The 17,862-nt window shown below is 47.4% G+C and carries 12 protein-coding genes and 1 riboswitch; of the genes, 1 reads left to right on the forward strand and 11 read right to left on the reverse strand.

Going from position 1 to position 17,862, the window contains the following annotated elements; genetic code table 11:
- Window position 1 precedes the first annotated feature (1 nt).
- Window positions 2-1,546: a glycan biosynthesis hexose transferase WsfD gene (wsfD, locus tag PBN151_RS12735; RefSeq protein ID WP_072729214.1), complete on the reverse strand. Its 1,545-nt coding sequence runs from the start codon at window positions 1,544-1,546 to the stop codon at window positions 2-4.
- Window positions 1,547-2,008: 462 nt separating this feature from the next.
- Between wsfD and PBN151_RS12740 the strand changes: the two genes are divergently transcribed.
- Entirely contained in the window at window positions 2,009-4,939 is a 2,931-nt protein-coding gene (locus tag PBN151_RS12740) for a DEAD/DEAH box helicase (protein ID WP_072729215.1), read from the forward strand.
- 157 nt (window positions 4,940-5,096) lie between these two features.
- On the opposite strand, the gene PBN151_RS12745 is transcribed toward PBN151_RS12740, so the two are convergent.
- The 10 genes from PBN151_RS12745 to PBN151_RS12790 all read right to left on the reverse strand — a co-directional run bounded on the left by PBN151_RS12745 (window position 5,097) and on the right by PBN151_RS12790 (window position 17,497).
- Entirely contained in the window at window positions 5,097-5,846 is a 750-nt protein-coding gene (locus tag PBN151_RS12745; RefSeq protein WP_083545119.1) for a MerR family transcriptional regulator, read from the reverse strand.
- Window positions 5,847-6,176: 330 nt separating this feature from the next.
- Window positions 6,177-6,401 (reverse strand): sulfurtransferase TusA family protein, encoded by a 225-nt coding sequence (locus PBN151_RS12750; RefSeq protein WP_072729216.1) that lies wholly within the window; start codon window positions 6,399-6,401, stop codon window positions 6,177-6,179.
- A gap of 12 nt (window positions 6,402-6,413) precedes the next feature.
- The gene (locus PBN151_RS12755; RefSeq protein ID WP_072729292.1) at window positions 6,414-7,481 is read right to left on the reverse strand and encodes a YeeE/YedE family protein; all 1,068 of its coding nucleotides are present in this window, start codon (window positions 7,479-7,481) and stop codon (window positions 6,414-6,416) included.
- Window positions 7,482-7,657: 176 nt separating this feature from the next.
- Window positions 7,658-8,413 (reverse strand): class I SAM-dependent methyltransferase, encoded by a 756-nt coding sequence (locus tag PBN151_RS12760; protein WP_072729217.1) that lies wholly within the window; start codon window positions 8,411-8,413, stop codon window positions 7,658-7,660.
- Window positions 8,414-8,628: 215 nt separating this feature from the next.
- On the reverse strand, window positions 8,629-9,303 hold the full coding sequence (locus tag PBN151_RS12765; RefSeq protein WP_072729218.1) for a TerC family protein: 675 nt from the start codon (window positions 9,301-9,303) through the stop codon (window positions 8,629-8,631).
- Window positions 9,304-9,667: 364 nt separating this feature from the next.
- Entirely contained in the window at window positions 9,668-10,363 is a 696-nt protein-coding gene (locus PBN151_RS12770) for an ECF transporter S component (protein ID WP_370510417.1), read from the reverse strand.
- Window positions 10,351-12,024 carry an ABC transporter ATP-binding protein gene (locus PBN151_RS12775; protein WP_072729219.1) on the reverse strand — a complete coding sequence of 558 codons (1,674 nt, stop codon included), beginning with the start codon at window positions 12,022-12,024 and terminating at the stop codon, window positions 10,351-10,353. Before PBN151_RS12775 ends, PBN151_RS12770 begins: the two co-directional genes overlap by 13 nt.
- Window positions 11,997-12,884 (reverse strand): energy-coupling factor transporter transmembrane component T, encoded by an 888-nt coding sequence (locus tag PBN151_RS12780; protein ID WP_072729220.1) that lies wholly within the window; start codon window positions 12,882-12,884, stop codon window positions 11,997-11,999. Before PBN151_RS12780 ends, PBN151_RS12775 begins: the two co-directional genes overlap by 28 nt.
- A 1-nt stretch (window position 12,885) precedes the next feature.
- On the reverse strand, window positions 12,886-13,884 hold the full coding sequence (locus tag PBN151_RS12785; RefSeq protein WP_072729221.1) for a DUF4430 domain-containing protein: 999 nt from the start codon (window positions 13,882-13,884) through the stop codon (window positions 12,886-12,888).
- A 109-nt stretch (window positions 13,885-13,993) separates the two neighbouring features.
- Complete coding sequence (locus PBN151_RS12790) at window positions 13,994-17,497, reverse strand: S-layer homology domain-containing protein (RefSeq protein ID WP_139295335.1); 3,504 nt, start codon at window positions 17,495-17,497, stop codon at window positions 13,994-13,996.
- A gap of 159 nt (window positions 17,498-17,656) precedes the next feature.
- Window positions 17,657-17,849, reverse strand: a riboswitch (cobalamin riboswitch).
- Window positions 17,850-17,862 lie beyond the last annotated feature (13 nt).

The following is a 17,862-nucleotide window of genomic DNA, read 5'->3' on the forward strand; positions in this document are numbered from 1 at the left end:
GTTACATCACCACCTTGGCCCCTTCATGAACATGAGTGCTGGTATCAGAAGTAAGCAATGCAGAATCTTCATCCTGCCTGCTCCATAAGCGTCTGCGTATGGCGTCAGACACCGTTACAAACGTGACAAGGTCGAACACCGCCGTAAACACGAATTCATGCTTCGCCAAATCGGCATCCCCCGCACCAATAATGGACACCGCGATTCCCGACAATCCCATCAAAATCATGATAAAGATAAAGGAGAATCGGATCATGCGCCGTATTTGCTTGGCTCTTGCAGCCGCAACAAAGGAAGGCATGTACAATCCGGCAACAAGCACAATCCACAAAATGACGAAGCCGAACGTTTTCGGCGCCATTTTTGCCTTCAAGATGCTGTAACCGGAGAAAAACGTCGTCTGCGCACGGAATGGTTTTCCAACCGATATTTCGTAATTCCCCATTGCAGGAGGACGTATTTTGAATGCGCTCTTAGCCGCCAAATCCAGCATGTCGATAGCTTTAGAAGGATGAGTTACATAATAGCCAAGAATCGATACAAATCCGTATTTGTTATAGAACTGATTCTCCAGAATTTCAGAATCTACATCTACTGTGGTGTACAGCTCGTAATAAATACTTTTGTTCAGTATGGCGTACTGCTTGTCCATATCGAATTGTTCCAATGTAGATTCTGGATCATCGGATCCCATCAATATCCCCCGCGTCATCGCATGATATTGGTTGATGTTCACGAACTCCTTCGGTATAAGCGTGTAAGTGCCAATACCAGCCAGTAGCAAGAGCACGAGCGTTGAAGACATCAATGCCCGGAATGTTCTTCCTTTCCGAATAAAGATGAGGAAGATGCCAAATATGCCGAGAATGATGCCAAGAGGCGCATTCTGTTGTTTACTGGTAGTCAATAGTAGTCCGCTGGCCAACAGCACACCCATCATGACATAGTCATTGTATCGATTGCGATAGATGAGCAGCCCCGAGGCGAACACAAAGATCAGCATAATAAACACGATGCTCTCCCCAAAGAAGGAGTTAAAGTAAGCGGTATATGCGGTATCACCGAATAGAAATATCGCGATGATCGATATCGGGTATGCGTACTTGGAAGCAACCTTCCACGTTAAGCTCTCCACGAGCAAATATACGGCAACGATATACAGCACCACGAATATGGCAGCCTGGAAGCGGATATCGAATACATCTGGATTAAATAATTGATTGAGCCAAATAGCTGCTTTGATGAAAATGGACTGGGAAGAAAATAAGGTTGCCGCATTCTCATTGTAGTATTGGAATATTCCATATTCCTTAATAAAATATCCAAAATACTGATCGTAGTAATCGGGTGCATTGAAGTACAGGCCATTGCTGTAGAGAATTCGGAAATAGTCGCCGTTATCTGCCATTCCGATATAAGGGGGAACAAATAATGCAAGACAAGTAATGATGAATACTCCCGCGGCAGCAAGCAGTGCCGGCGAGACATATCGGCGCAGGGACTCGAGCCTCTGCCCGATTTTCAGCTTCAACCATGTGCCCGCCATCGGGTTGGCCTCCTTTTCCTATAATCAACTCAAAAAAAATGAGTCTATAGTCTTATAAATAAATTGCGCGCGATGAGTCTCAAGAAAGTATAATCGCTATTACATTCGACAGGTGGCATCCTTTTCCCTAGGTGATTCGAGGGATATTTTGTATTTTCTGAAAACAATATTTTCACCGCAGCACCTATTATACATGCCTGCAGACATCCTGTCAGTGGTGTCAACTTTCCATAAATGGCTCTATTACACCTTTACACGCATTTACTGACCAATAATATATACCCTAGCTACCATCTTACCAATCGGCACTGAATATATTCTTAATTTCGACTTAATCGCATAGTTCCAAAGTCCTGTTGTTTCTTTTTTATTGCTTTCTGATATCATATAGCTATCGACATACACGAACATGCGTTCACTTTATATATACTCATCTCACATATAGAAAGGAGAGCCGCGACTATGAATATGGAATCGGGGAATGATCAGCTAGCCCAGCGAATACTCGGATTATTTGACGATACTCCACTCAAATCCAGCCGTATCCGCCCCTTATTCGATACCAGACAGCCGCTTGACGTAGAAATCACCTGCTTCCCGGTTTCATCAGGCAACGAGCAGGCCTTTTTGGCCGTTGAAATGAGGGTCGGGCCGCAGCGACTATATATCGTAAAGCATATTCGCGAATTGCTGCGATGCATCGATCGCGGGGAATGCTATGTATTTTCAAGGCATTTCTCCTATGATCCGTCACTGCATTGCTTTCATCCCGAGCATTTTGCCGTTATCCAACAGTTGATCGCGATTTACCGCAACGAAAATGTATACCGTCACATGCCGCATTCCGCCATTCTTGCCAAGCAGGGCAACGACGAACGGATGCTGCTCATCCCTCCTTACTCGTGGGATGCCCTGCTTCCTGCCCTTCAACAAGCTCCTTCTGTGCTCCTTGCGCATGACGGATCAACATTTGAGGGACTGTCTGTTGTAGATGAGCCTCTCCCAATACAGTTCAGGCTAGATGAGGCGGATAAAGATGCCTACTGCATTGATGTACAAGGATTAGAACAAGTGACAGTGCTGGAGAGCTACGGGGCTGTCATCGCTAACGGGGCCTTTATACCGACCCCGATTGAGCAATGCAAGCGGCTCTCTGATCTAAAGAAGACATTGGACAACGGTCGCCGCCAGCAACGAATTCTTATATCACCTAATCAGATTGGTCCAATCATGGACAAGGTGGTTCCGGGCTTACAGAAGCTCGGCAACGTACGCGTAGCGCAAGCGATAGCAGATCGCGTCGTGCAGCCGGAATTACAGGCGAAGCTGTATCTTGATCGCATTCGAGATAGACTGCTTGCGGGGTTGGAATTTCACTACGGGGATATCTCCATTAACCCACTGGATCCGAATCGACACAAGCATACAGAGAATCGGATTCTGATGCGGAATACGGACAAAGAGCAGCGAATACTAGAAATCATGGAGCAGTCGCCCTTTGTGAAAACGGAAGGCGGATACTTCTTGGATGACGAGGATGCCGAATATAATTTCATGTATCACATCGTTCCCCAACTGCAACGAATCCTGCACATCTATGCGACTTCAGCTGTGAAGGAAAGGTTGTTCATCCCGAACGCTCCTCCCAAAATCTCAATCAATGTGGACGAACGTATCGATTGGCTTGAATTCAAGTTTGAGATGGATGGAATATCAGAATCAGAAATTCGAAAGCTGCTCAAAGCAATCGAGGAAAAAAGGCGCTACTATCGAATGGCAAACGGCGCGCTCATGCCGCTTGAAAGTGAACAGTTCCAAGAGATTATTCGCTTCATGAATGAGGTGGGCCTTCGTCAGGGAGAAGCTTCAGGAGCAGAGTTCCGTATCCCGGTTATGCGCGGGCTGCATCTTATCGACTCCCAAGGAGAGCGGCAAGCCGTACGATTCGGCAGATCCTTCCGCAAGCTGCTGGAGAATTTGCGCAACCCGGACCATTTGGAATTCCCCGTCCCGGACAGTCTGGTTCATGTGCTTCGGGAATATCAGGCATATGGGTTCCAGTGGCTAAAGACACTTGCCCACTACCACTTCGGCGGTATTCTGGCGGATGATATGGGCCTTGGCAAGACCTTGCAAAGCATCGCCTTCATGGTGTCTGTTCTACCGGACATTCAAAAGCGGCAGCTTCCTGCGCTCGTCGTCTGTCCAGCGTCGCTTATGTATAATTGGCGCAACGAATTCATGCGCTTCGCGCCATCGGTCCGCACCATCATTGCTGACGGGAACAAGGCGGAACGCACCCGCAAGCTGAATCATCTTGAGCGCGTCGATGTTATCATTACGTCCTACCCGCTGCTGCGCAGAGATATTGAATGGTACGCCAAGCACTCTTTCCACACGCTCATTCTGGATGAAGCGCAAGCGTTCAAAAATTACACGACTCAGACGGCCCAGTCTGTGAAGGCTCTCCAAGCCGAGTACTGCTTCGCGCTTACCGGAACGCCAGTGGAGAATTCGCTAGAGGAGCTATGGTCCATTTACGATGCTGTGTTTCCTGGATTGTTCCCAGGGAGAAAGGAGTTCAGCGATCTTCCGCGTGACGTCGTAGCGAAGCGCTCCCGCCCGTTCCTGCTGCGAAGATTGAAAACAGATGTATTGCAGGAACTGCCGGAGAAGATCGAATCCCTTCAGGCATCAGAGCTGCTGCCCGAGCAGAAGAAATTGTATATCGCTTACTTAGCCAAGCTGCAGAAGGATGCCTTGAAGCATTTGGATGAAGACGGGTTCCAGAAGAGTCGCATCAAAATCTTGGCTGGGATTACAAGGCTTCGCCAGCTATGCTGCCACCCTGGCTTGTTCATGGAAGACTATACAGGAAGCTCTGCAAAGTTCGAACAGCTGCTGGAGATTATCGCAGAAGCAAGAGAGGCTGGCAGAAGACCGCTTATCTTCTCCCAGTTCACAGAGATGCTCGCACTGATCAAGCGAGAGCTGGCGGAACAAGGAGTATCCTACTTCTACTTGGACGGACAGACGCCGAGCGCTGAGCGAGTGGAGCTGTGCAGCCGATTCAATGCAGGTGAGCGCGACTTATTCTTGGCTTCCTTGAAAGCAGGAGGAACAGGATTGAATTTGACCGGGGCAGATACCGTTATTCTGTATGATCTCTGGTGGAATCCTGCCGTGGAGCAGCAAGCAGCCGATCGCGCCCACCGGATTGGGCAGAAGCAGGTTGTACAGGTCATTCGTCTTGTTGCGCAAGGAACGGTTGAGGACAAGATGTATGAGATTCAACAGCGAAAGAAGAACTTGATCGAAGAGGTCATCCAGCCTGGTGAAGAGGCAATATCCGCCCTAACTGAGCAGGATATCCGTGATATCTTGAATCTATAGAGACAGCTGATTGATTATACAGAGCCATCAGTTCGATTCTATAGAACCACCCACTCCTGATATAAAACGAACGAGCCCCTAGCTGCGTAAAGCAACTAGGGGCTCTCTTGCGTTCATCCTTGCTCTTTCCCTCGTATTTCGTGCAAAGCTGCAATACCTATTCGTTTATCCGATCTGCGAAGAATGCCATAGTGTCGCGCATGAACACGGCAAGGCCCTCGCCGAACTTGTCGATATTTTTGGTGAACCGCGCATCATCTACATACATTTGTCCCAGTCCCTTGAATGCTTCAGGAGAGTAGTTGCCCATTGTATTCAAGAAGTCATACCATTGTTTGATCCCTGCCTGCGCTTCTTCTGAATCCGGTGCAGTTCCACGCAGTTCTGCCAGATGGAAGTATATCGCATTCATCTTCTCTCCCATGGAGGTCTGCTCCTCTTTCGTCATATTCCCAACCTTGGCATTGGACGCGTCAACAGTCTTATCTCCCCACCGCTTACGCGCTTCTTGCTCATATGGATTATGACTGAAGTCGAAGCCTTGAAACTTCTCTTTGTTCGTCATGTGAATTTCTCCTTTTCGATGTAGTATCGTCTTATCCAGCGTCTCCAGCATGACATCCAGGCGCTTGCGCTTCTCTTGCAGCATACTGCGGTGCAGTTCGAGCGCTTCGGTCTGATCGAATGTTGGGCTGTGAATAATGTCTTTAATCTTTTTCAATGGGAAGCCCAGCTCTCGAAAGAACAAGATTTGCTGAAGCATAGCCAGCTCCTCATCTGAATACTGTCTGTAGCCCGCATCCGTAACTTGAGCTGGGGACAGAAGTCCGATTTCGTCATAATGGTGCAAGGTACGCACGCTAATGCCGACGATGTCCGCCACTTCTTTTACTCTCATGATTGCCATGTAACCTCCCTTCAACAACTACTATAAAGTATCACGTAACGTGAGAGTCAATTTATATTTATTGTTTTTCAAGCTTAATTTCCTCCTATTTTTCGTTCCAACCATGGATCTGGAATTTTGGAGTGCTTGAAGTGGATACATACCCAAAATGCCCAGATTAAGATATGTACAAGCTTTCCTAGAGCCATCAAAAAACGTGATTCAAAAAAAGGTCGAGTCAGGACTCTCTTTGTCCCCAACTCGACCTTTTTGCTTTATGTCAACTCTCTTTAGTTCGCTGCATGAAGCGGCATCGTAAAGCTCTCCGCTACGGTTCGTCGATGTTCCCGGTTATTTTTTACGTACCGTAATCGTCCATGAGGCATCGTCAATTTGTTCGTAGTTCGTTATCGTATGCCCGGCTTCGGCGACCCAACGAGGAATGCTCTCCGTAGCTTGCGTGCAGTCGAAATCAATGACCAGCTCATCGCCACTGTTCAGTGATTGGATCGCCTCCTTCGCCTCGATTAACGGAAATGGACATACCATGCCCAGTACGGCTAATTTCGTTTTCATGTCATTCTCCCCCTATACGGTCTTTGCATGATAAGAAGTGCTTAGGTTACGACTTGCCTTAGTACGCGGCCTCACATATACGAAATACGAAGCCGTCCATGTACCCAAAATCATGAAAATGAGCGATACCCATCCTTGCCAAGTCATCATGGCCGTCATAACGAGCCCATTGCCAATTGAACATCCTCCTGCCCAACTCGCTCCGAAGCCCATGAGAAGTCCCCCACCGAAGCTGGATATAGCTGTCTTTGCATCCGGTGCCCGGAAGCGAAACTCGCGGCTTCCCTTCGCTGCCAGGAAAGAGCCTGCAAAGATGCCAAGCACCAAGAAAACACCCCAGTTTACATACTTGGAACTATCGCCCGTCACCAGGTATTGCAACAGATTGGCTGATGGAGTCGTTATGCCAAGACCTGACATCCGTCCTGTCGCTTCGCTCAGCGGCCATGCGAGCAGCGCAATGATTCCTACAAAAGCAGCTGTAGCAAATGGATGCCAGCGCTTTTCGAACAATAGATGATTGATTCCTTTCCGTTTCGCTGGCAAGGTTGGAATCGCAACAGCAGGTTTACGCAACTGCTTGCTAACAAGCCATAATGTCACGAGAGCGAGCACGACAATGAACGGCCATACGGACAATCCAAATGTATCCGGGATGGAATTATTCGGGGCGGCATACGCCTTTAGGCCATTGTTGACAGGCAGCAGCGCACCTGACTTCATAATGGCGCTCATCGCCATATATCCGAATAAGGCAATCCAACTCCCGATCAAGCCTTCCCCGGCACGATACCATGTTCCTGTCGCACAGCCTCCCGCCAAAATAATGCCGATGCCGAATATGAATGAGCCTACGATCGTGCTCAGCCATTGGAACGAGCCTGCCGTGAACTCCACCAAGCCAAACTGGATGAGTGCAAATACGCCGATGCTCTGAACCGTGATGGCGATGAGCAGCGCATAGAACATCCGATTATCCTTCGCTAAATACATATCACGAAATCCACCTGTCAGGCAGAATCGGCCGCGCTGCATGACAAACCCGAGCAGTATCCCGCATAACAATCCAGTAATGATCATTTGTGCCAAATCGTATATCCCCCTTATTTATACCTAGTAATACAATAGGATTTATAAGTGATAATGATTCTATCATAATGTATGGCAGAGTCAATACCAAATATGACACAGACGCAAAAAAAGAGAGGTATTTCTCCTCTCTTATCTAAAGCAATATGCTATTCTTGGCTATTTCCCTACATTTCGCCCCAGAAGATTTCCGTCTCATAATCGAAGGATACCACGCCATCTTGCTCGTTGCGTTCAAATATTCGGTGCAGTTCCGCCCTCATGGGTTCATAGTTCGGGTGGCCAGGCTCTGGTGCATACGAGGAGGATAGCAGTCTACCGGCGAGCTCCTCTTCGTTGAGCAATTGACTCATTGTGCACCTTGCCACTGTCATCTGATTCGGAGCAAAGAAGGCTGACAGCGCTTCTTCTGAAATGTTCTTGTGCTGCACCTTCTCATAATCCGTACCATACCGCTGCAGCAGCTGCTCGTATTCCTCCAGAAATGGAGTCCCTTGTTGCAATCGTGAATTCCAAATCAGGACAACCTTACCGCCAGGCTTCAGGATGCGATGAAATTCAGCTCTGGCTGCGGTACGATCGAACCAGTGAAATGCCTGCGCACATACGATATGATCAACGGAATGATCAGGCAGTCCGGTCTCCTCCGCTGCTCCATTCGCTGCACGATAGTTCGCAATGCCGCCAAGCTCCTGAACAGCTGCCTCCCGCATCGGATCATTCGGCTCAACTGCTACAACACTACTTCCTTGGGCAAGCAGCAGCTTCGAAAACTTCCCTGTTCCTGCCCCAATATCCGCAATCTCGTCACCCGCTTGGAATCCCACTGTATCATACAAATACGACACAGCCTCCACTGGGTAACTTGGTCGGTACTTCACATACGCATCGACTCGAGTTGAAAATCGTTCCTTATTATCCATAACGTTCACACTCCTGTAGATATGAAATAAGAACATAGGAAAAGTTCGTTCTGTTTCACCTGGTGAAATTAAGTTCCATTTTATTGTGTGGTTTTATTATACCGCAAAAGGTAGCAGTCTGCATCATCCATTTACACATGATTCCAGAAATAAGAAGAGCACCCCTGCTAGGGTGCTCAGATTGTCGCGTTCAGCTATGCAGTTGTTCGTTTTTATTAAGCGGCCTGCTTCACTTGCTTCTGCTTCTTCATTCTTCCTGCAGCCAATACACCGCCAATGATGACAACGATGAGACCCCATTTCAGAAAGGGGTTCTCTGTAAAGAATCCCTTTACCATTGGCTCATCTACAATCATCTTCGCTGCTGTCCAGGCCAAGACACCTGCACCAATATAGATAATGATCGGGAACCGCTCCACCCATTTAATAATAAGCGTGCTCCCCCATACCACAATAGGAACACTGATGAGCAAACCGAGTACCACGAGAATAAAATCACCATGCGCAGCACCCGCTACTGCGAGCACGTTATCCAGTCCCATAACCGTGTCTGCAATAATGATCGTCTTAATGGCTGCCCACAAGCTTCCAGCAGACCCGACATCATGGCTCTTCTCTTCCACAAGCAGCTTATACGCAATCCAGACGAGCAACACGCCGCCGGCTAAGAGCAGACCTGGTATTTTCAACAGCCATACTACAGCAAGCGTCAACAAGGAACGAAGCGCAATCGCTCCAAAAGTACCCCAGAATATGACCTTCTTCTGCTGTTCCTTCGGCAAGTTCCGAGCGGTTAACCCAATAACAATTGCATTATCCCCGGCCAGTACTAAATCAATAACCACAATCGCCATCAACGCGGACCAGAACTCTGGTGTAAAGAAATCCATAGTACCCTCTCCTCTTATCATGTCATGTATATCTTTTCTTCAATTGCGCACAATTATGAGAAATTTCCCTGGACAACCCCCCTAAAAAACAAAAATGGCCTTTACCGATCACGGTAAAGGCCATAAATAAAGACCTTTACCCTGTCGGTAAAGGTCTCGCTAACAATCGAAGTTGCCAACAAAGCCGGAGGATTATCCTCGTAATGACGACTTTATTGTAACAGCTACTCCCCTTTATAGATCCTATGTTAATCGAAGAAGGTGCAAGGGGTCAAGGTGTAAAATTACTAAATTTATGTATCGAACCGACTCTCAAAACATTGATTTAGGCTATAAGATGTGGATATCTCTGATCGCTCCCCATTTACTTGTCGTTCGAGGGCAATAATCCGTATTTCGTTTTCACCCGCAGCAGTATCTTGATCCATATCGCTGAGAAAATCGTAATGAAAAATACATTCGACAGCGCATGTGCTAAATCAAAATAAAAGCTAGCGACATAAGCGGATACGAATACCTTCCAGTTCAAATGATCATACATGCCGATCAAAAACCATAGATTCATAATCCAACCAAACAGGAATCCCCATGAGAACCCGAATATGTTCTTGCCCCACAAGCTCTTCATGAATCTTGTATTTCGCAGCAGGCCTGCCGTAAATCCAATCATCCCCCAACAGAACATCTGCCAAGGCGTCCACGGCCCTTGTCCAAGGAACATGTTCGATACCACTGCGGCGATACTGCCTACGAGGAACCCTACCTCCGGCCCAAATACGAGCGCAGACATCATAATGACGAAGGATGTCGGCTGCACGCTAGGCAGTGGCGCGAACGGCACGCGGCTCACAGCCGCAATCGCACCAAGCATCGCAATCAGCAGAATCTCTTCCGCCTTCATTGTCTTTCGCTCGAAGCGAATGAAGAAGGGCAGCATCGCGAGCCCGATCATCATAAAGCTCAGGGGCAAGTAGTACTTGTCCATCCATAACACAACTGCCATTACGACTATGGCAGCTGCCATACTTCCCACGTAGATCGTGCGTTTTAATTTCCCCATTGTTCCCATACATCCTTCACCGTGATCGCTTCGGGCAGGACATCTCCCACTGTGCGATGAATCGTTGTTGTATAGAAGTAGTTGCTCTGCAAGAAGGAGCGTGTATCATCAACTGCGGCCATAGCGCCATTGAATAACAAACCGCATCTTGATGCATAGCTGGCCGCAAACTCAATGTCATGACTGACCATGACAATTGTGGTACCCGCTGCGCGTATCATTTCAAGCAATTCAGCCAACCGGTGCTTGGAAATAGGATCGAGTCCCTTCGTCGGCTCATCCAACAGCAGCAGCTTCGGGTCGGCCAACAAGACAAGCATGAGCGCTATTTTCTGCTGCTGCCCCCCACTTATATCAAACGGATGTTTATCCATAATAGACTCGATGTCAAAACGTGCTGCGAGTTCATTCAGCTTCTCGATGCTGCTATGCTCGCCTAACCGCCTTAGCCGATCCATCAATTGCTCCCTCACCGTGTCTCTAGTGAAATAGAGCATCGGATTCTGCGCGACATACCCGATCATCCGACTCCGCTCTACTGTAGACTTCCGCAGCAAGGACTTGCCCGCATACAAGATGTCTCCTCGTTGAGGCTTATGTGCGCCCGCAATTTGCTGCAGCAATGTGGACTTCCCAGAGCCGTTGGCGCCAAGCAGGGCAAAGAATTCACCCTCTTGAATCGATAGAGACAATCGCTTCAAGACGAGAGGAGCATTTTTGTCATAGGTAAAATACAGCTCTTTGCATGTTAACAACGGCTCTAAATGCTGCCCATCAACCTTCACTGCTTCAGACAGGCTCTTCCCAGCAGCTTGCCGCCGTTCTTGCTTGCCAGCAAGCCATCTTCTTCCCTCTTTCACACTCATAGGTACAGCTCGGGCATCGCTTACTTTCTCTATTCCCAAATAAAGCTGACTGATAGATGGAAGATACGGCAAAAATAATGCATCTTCATCCTTCCATATTTGCTTCATTACCTGATCAGGAGTGCCAAGATATGCGATCCCCCCCCGATTCAGCATGACAAGCTGCGTCGCATGGGGAACAACTTCTTCAATTCGGTGTTCGCTGATTATAATCGTAAGGGAGAATTCTTCATTAATTCGGGAGAGCAATTGGATGAACTCTTTGGCTGCGATCGGATCAAGCTGAGCAGTAGGCTCATCCAGCAGCAGTACCCTCGGTCTTAATGTCATTACGGACGCCAAATGGACGAGCTGCTTTTGCCCGCCAGATAACTCATGTATCGGGAGATGGAGCCATTCCTCCATGCCAAAGAACTGTACGAGTTCCCCCACTCTTCGCTGCATTTGCGCGGTGGAATAGCCGAGATTCTCCATGCCAAAGGTCAATTCCTGCCACACCGTATTCATGACAATCTGATTGTCTGGATCTTGAAATACCATCCCGATTTCTTCAATGGATCGTCGCTCATCAAGCTGATCTAGAGCAATTCCTCTATAATAAATACTGCCACTCCGATTGCCTTCCGGCCGTACTTCCCGCTTAAGCTGGCGAAGCAGTGTAGTTTTGCCTGATCCTGATGGGCCGCACAGCAGCACGAATTCTCCCTCTTCTATGGTGATGGTGATATGATCAAGCGTCTTCTCTGAACAATTGGGATACTGAAAACTTACATCTTCGATCTGATAGTGCGCCATAACAGCTCTTCCTTTCCGTTCATCACGATCGGGATGAAGATAAATACCAAGTAACATGCTGCATGCAGCCAAAGCTGTGGCGACCACTCCAACGACTGCAGCCGTGGATACACTTGGAAGCGATTAACGCCGAACAATCCGCCAATCACAATATTGGCTCCCGTCACGACCATGATCCATAATACAAGGACATCCCTTTTATCCATCTTGTAGGATATTGCACTCGTTCTCTTCCCAACGCCATATCCTCTCGCACGCATAGAGCTAGCTGTTTGAAGCGCTTCTTCCAGCGACCAGCTAATTAATGTATGCAGGGTCTCCATGCCTTCGCGCATAAGATGCTTCTTGCTGGCTTTCGGATGCAGGTAACCAAGAACACGTTGAACCGTCATAATCTGCTTCAGCCGTCTCGTCAACAGCGGCACAAAACGGAGGGTTACCGTAATGATAAAGGCCGTTCGCGGGGCGATTGGGGTTAATAGGTACAATAATTTCTCCGGTGTGATGACGAGATTGTAAGCGACAAATGCCAGCAGTATATTGAGCAGTGATAATGCGAATAGAGCACCATATATGATCGATTCCAATGTAATCGGACGGTCGAACACATACCCAAGAATGGTAGCTCCACGACTAGAGAAGAAGGGATTGAGCAAGAAAATAATCATAGCCATAATCAGGTATCCCTTAATCCCCTTCTTGAGCACTCTCCCTCCATCCAAGGATAGATTCAATAGAACGATACTAAGTAAAGTAAGAACTGAATATACAGGATGCGTGAACATCATGCATGAGAGCAGCAGTACGGCAAAATAGGCGAAACATAATCGCGGATGTAATGTGGAGAAGCCGTGTATCATATTAGCTCTCCCCATCCCATAGTCCGTCGTCAGTACCCGCTCCTAAGTCCTTGCCTAGATCCTCCGTATACAGCCATTGAATATGGTCTCCAGGATGAATCGGCCATACGCCTGCGCTGCGGTTCGGAAATTTACTATTAATGCTGTACATCCAGCCGCTCCCTGAGCCCTTGTCGAACTCATATAAATTATCAATACCTTTTACATAAGCAGTTGCACCGGAACCGCTGAAGTCCATTTGAATCTTCTTAGCACGCGTCGCTTTTTTCAATACATCCATTACGGTTTCCGAATCGCCAATTTCGATTTCCTCTGTGCTCATGATCGTACCAATATCCGAGGATCCCACAATCGTAAGCTGCACGGTAGTAGTCTGTGGAGGCTTTGCATCAGGCTGAGAAGCAACTCCTTTGTTCGGTGTAGACTTTCCATCTTGCTTATTGCTGCCCTTGCTCTCCTTTTCGCCTGCATTCCCCTTGCTCTCTTTTGCAGAAGGAGACGTGCCAAAAGGTTTTTTATCCTTTGGAGTTACATCCGATTTCACAGAAGACTCCGTTGCTTTACTTACGATGCTTTTTCCCTGCGTTGTTTCAGTAACCTGATTTTTCTGTTGGCCTTCCTCCTTCGTCGATTCTTTACTTGTAGTAGACGGATCAGAGCGTGTGTCCTTGTGATCTGGGTTATCCGTGTCTCCTGTTTTGCTTCCTATGTCCTGTACTGTATCAGACTTGGGATCAGCTGTTGCTTGAGGCAACGATTCTGGATTCCCTTGATCCTGCTTCTGTTCGGATAGATTAGCAGTCTCACTTGCCAGATCCTTAGAGGCTTGGCTCGGGTGCTCTTGCTCTTGTGCCGTTGTATGACCAGCCAGCCTCTCATCCTTCGGCTGACTGCCATTTCCGCCATATATCCATACCGTAGCAATTACAATGGCCAGTACTGCCAGTCCAGCTAACCATTTCTGTTTGTTGCGCTTTATCCACGCAAACCATTCGGACATGTCCTCACCTCTATGCCATGCATAATCGTTGATGATGCAAGCTTGCTATCATGTAGTTCCGCTCATACGGAAAGAAGGAGATTGCTCTCCTTCTTTCTGATCGTGCAAATTATTGAATGCCGTGCAGTCTTACCATGACAACAGCAGCCATTTCCCGTGTCACATGAAGCTGTGGTTTAAAGTAACCGTCCTCACCCGACATCAGACCTGCTTGATAGGCATATTTGACGTAGGGCAATGCCCACTCAGCTACTTGCTGTTGATCTTTCGGTCCTGCCGATGAATCTGCATCTTTCGGAAGACCCTTCATTCGTATGAGCATAGCTGCCATCTCTTGTCTCGAAATCGCCTGGTTCGGTGCAAATTTATTTGCCGAAACACCCGAAATCAGACCTTTTTCTTTCGCAGTGGCAACATATCCTGCATACCAAGACGAAGCACTTACATCGGTAAATCCTGAATCTGTGCCTTGTGGCTGTAAACCAGCAAATTTCACGATCAATGCCGCGAACTCAGCCCGACTTAATTCCCGCTTCGGTTCAAATTGGGATGCGTCCTTATCTTTACCCGTACCCTGCATAAACCCGAGTTCCGTCGCTTTATGGACTGCTTCTTTTGCCCAAGCAGAAATGGAGGCATCGTCTGTGTACGTTATTTTCTCATCCTTTGGCTTCTGCGTGCCCGTTGATGCGGCGTCCGTCATCACATACAGGCTTGTTCGATTCGTCAACACGCGATCATAGGCTGTCAGCGCAAGCAATGCTTGCTGTGTTGCCATATAATTGCTCGCTTCGCCTCGTGAATGCGCAAATCCGCCGTCTGTATTGAAATACGTGCGCAGTGCTTTCAGCAAATCCCCATCCTTCTTCACGAATCGCTTGTCTTCCAAGTCAATTCCAAGACCGGACAGCGCAATAATCACCTGCGAGATGCTCTCACTCGTTTCAACACCCCATGCTTTAAATCCGCCGTTAGCGAGTTGTTGCGAAGACAACCAAGACAATGCCTTATCTGTGGCTGCTTTGACCTCTTTGCGATCTTGATATTTCGCCAATGCCTGCAGTGACATAGCAGTCATATCGATGTCGCTCACAGCATTAGACTCTTTGCTAAGCGGGAACCCGCCGTCTGAATTTTGTTGAGCAAGTAATTGCTGAATCAGCTTATCCCTTGTCCAGAGTGCATCGTTTGGAACAACTGTTTTGTTCGCATCCAAGGCTAATAAAGCAAACACGAGACCGTTCGTTCCTTGATTTGTCATGCGCCCATTATTATAGATTTTCTCTAAGAGGTTGAAGCCTGCTACATTACTTGGATCCTTGCCGATTGCCGTAACAGCCAAAGCCATGCGTTCATAGTCAGTAACTAATCGGAATTCTCCTTTTTTCTCTTTTACATAGTTTTCTAGAATCGCGTAATACGTAGAAGGAACTTTCTTACCTGAACGAGCCAGCGCCATGACGTCCCAATCATTAAAGTTGTCTTGAACGGTGAATTTGCGGTTGCTTAGTATCCATGCTGAAGCACCGTCAATAAGGCTCTTAAGCTTAGCAGACTCTTCTACCTGCTTCGGTGTAAGCGCGCCACCGCCCGTTCCTGCCCCCCCTGGGTGAACTGGCAATCCAGGTTTTCCTGGGGTTTCCTTGTTTCCTTCGAATTTATTGCCAACATCTTCGCCTAAATTTGTCGTGTACTGCCAACGAAGGACATCGCCATTCTTCAAGTTGTAGATTCCCGCACTATAGTTCGGGAACTTACCGTTGACGGAGTACATCCAACCACTCAAGCTCCCATTATCGAACTCTGCCAACCCATCGATTGCCTGAATATAGAGGTTAGCCCCTGAGCCGGTGGATTCAATGGAAATTCCTCGTTTCTCAGCAATACGTTCAAGCGCTGTATACGCTGTATCTCCATCCTGCAGTTCGACGCGAACTGGTGCAATGATATCCCCTTTGCCTATGGTACGCTTTTCGACCGACAATGTGATCGTATTTGTGACCGGAGGGACTACGCCTCCACCGTTTCCATTACCGGTCTCCTTTATTTTCGAAATATAAGTTACAAATTCAGTGAAATGATTGGTCTTAACGATCAAATCGCCGTTAAGTGCATAAGAGTAGACTTCTTCATTCCGTTCTGAGGAATTATCGTATTTTGGAATCGACGTAAATATTCCGTTTTCATTAATGAACCCGGCTTCCTTATCTCCTTGCCCCTTCAAGATGAGGGTTACGTGTTGATTGAATCGGATCTCCTGATCACCGCCCACTTTCAAGCGGAGATCAATTCCCGTTGTCTCCTTGTTTACAAGGGACAAACCCTCGTTGACCTTCGTAAGCAAATTATCATTACTTATCCCCAAACTATGGGGTAGCTCAAGTCTCTTGTCCCATGTCGAAATTACAACCGTTTTCGGTGCTATTTCTAAGTAAGTACTGCTCGTTACCGAAATTACGTGTGGCAGTTCATCCTTAAGAAATTCAAGTGTTACTTTACTTGAGGATAATGGATCCAGATAAGTTCCTTCGGTGACGCTCGTTTGATGCTCGCCAACTAAGACTGTCCTGCCATTTGTCTGCGATTGATCCGGTGGAAGCTTCACCTCTGCAAGTCGATTCCACGCCGACTTTCCATGCTTGATATCAAGTAATGCGACTAGGGCTTGCTCCGTGGACATCCGGTTTGTAGCGTTATCCGTTACTTTCCATTTAAATGATCCGTTATTTTGTTGAAAACGTGCATATGCATCAATAACTGTGTTGCCGGACTTTCTCCACTTTGCTGACAAGACATCATCGCCTGCCGCAACCAATCCCGATACGGATGTAGATAAGCTATTGGAATTATCTCCAGATCCCCATGTACCAACGGAATCAAACCCTCCGTTGTCCAATTGGCGTTTTTTCAACAATTCCTTAGCTCGTTCAATTGCCGCATCTACCGCGCTCTGTCCTTGGTATTGACCAAGTGCAAGCAGCGCCATACCAGTAATGTCAGTATCACCCGAACTGCCGGTAGCTGACAATCCATAACCTCCGTCGGCATATTGTGCTTTAAGCAGATAATCGAGCGCTTTTTGCTTGGATGAGGCATTCCATGACCCCATATCCTGACCAAGCTTTTCCCCAGCGTTTAAGGCAAGCATTGCCCAAATGTGTTTATTGACTCCACCAATGGCACCCGTTGTTGGATCTTGCTGAGCTGCCAGTTCAGCCCACAGATTCCGGTTCGTCTCCCAAGCGTGAGCCGGATTCTTTCCTAATGCAAGCAAACCATAAATATATCGAATATGATCGGTGCCTCCTGCATTTGGCCGGAGTCTTGGCTCTTTCGTTTCCCATGTAGGTAATCTCCAAGTCCCATCATGCAAATCTTGACCCGCGCTCCACAGAGCAACAAGCTCCCACCATGAATCACTCACAGCATCTTGATTAGAAACATCCTTATAATAGTCCTTATAATATTGAACCGTTTGTTCAATCATGTTATTTAACTGTGTATTGCCCTGCCCACTAGCCGCTCTTATGACTTGTGGCTGTACAAGAGATAACAACAACACGATACTTAGTAATGCAGACAAGCTCTTCTTCAACATTCTGTTCGTAATCATCTTCAATGTCTGATCTCCTTAATATGTCGATATGAAGGCAATAAAAAAACATCTTCCCTTGTTAGAAAGATGTTAGGTAACCACTTCGGTGCAGCCAAATACACTAGTAATCTCCTACTAGCAGCACGAATAAACATCCCCCTCCCATCCTCGTGAGAAATATAGAGCACTTATATGGCAGGTCTCCTGGCTTCGCATCATCGCTCGACAATCCACCTTCCCGTTAACTCAGTTAACAGTGGATAAAAGCCTTGATTGTCAGCTCTGCGTTACAGTGGCGGGACCGCGTCGAACTTGCATCGACTTCCCTATTAAGCTGCGCATGCACAGCACCATATAAACTATTTCTATGTAATTGCGATAAG

Origin of the sequence: Paenibacillus sp. NAIST15-1 (genome assembly GCF_001894745.1) — a bacterium.
GTDB lineage: Bacteria > Bacillota > Bacilli > Paenibacillales > Paenibacillaceae > Paenibacillus_B > Paenibacillus_B suaedae.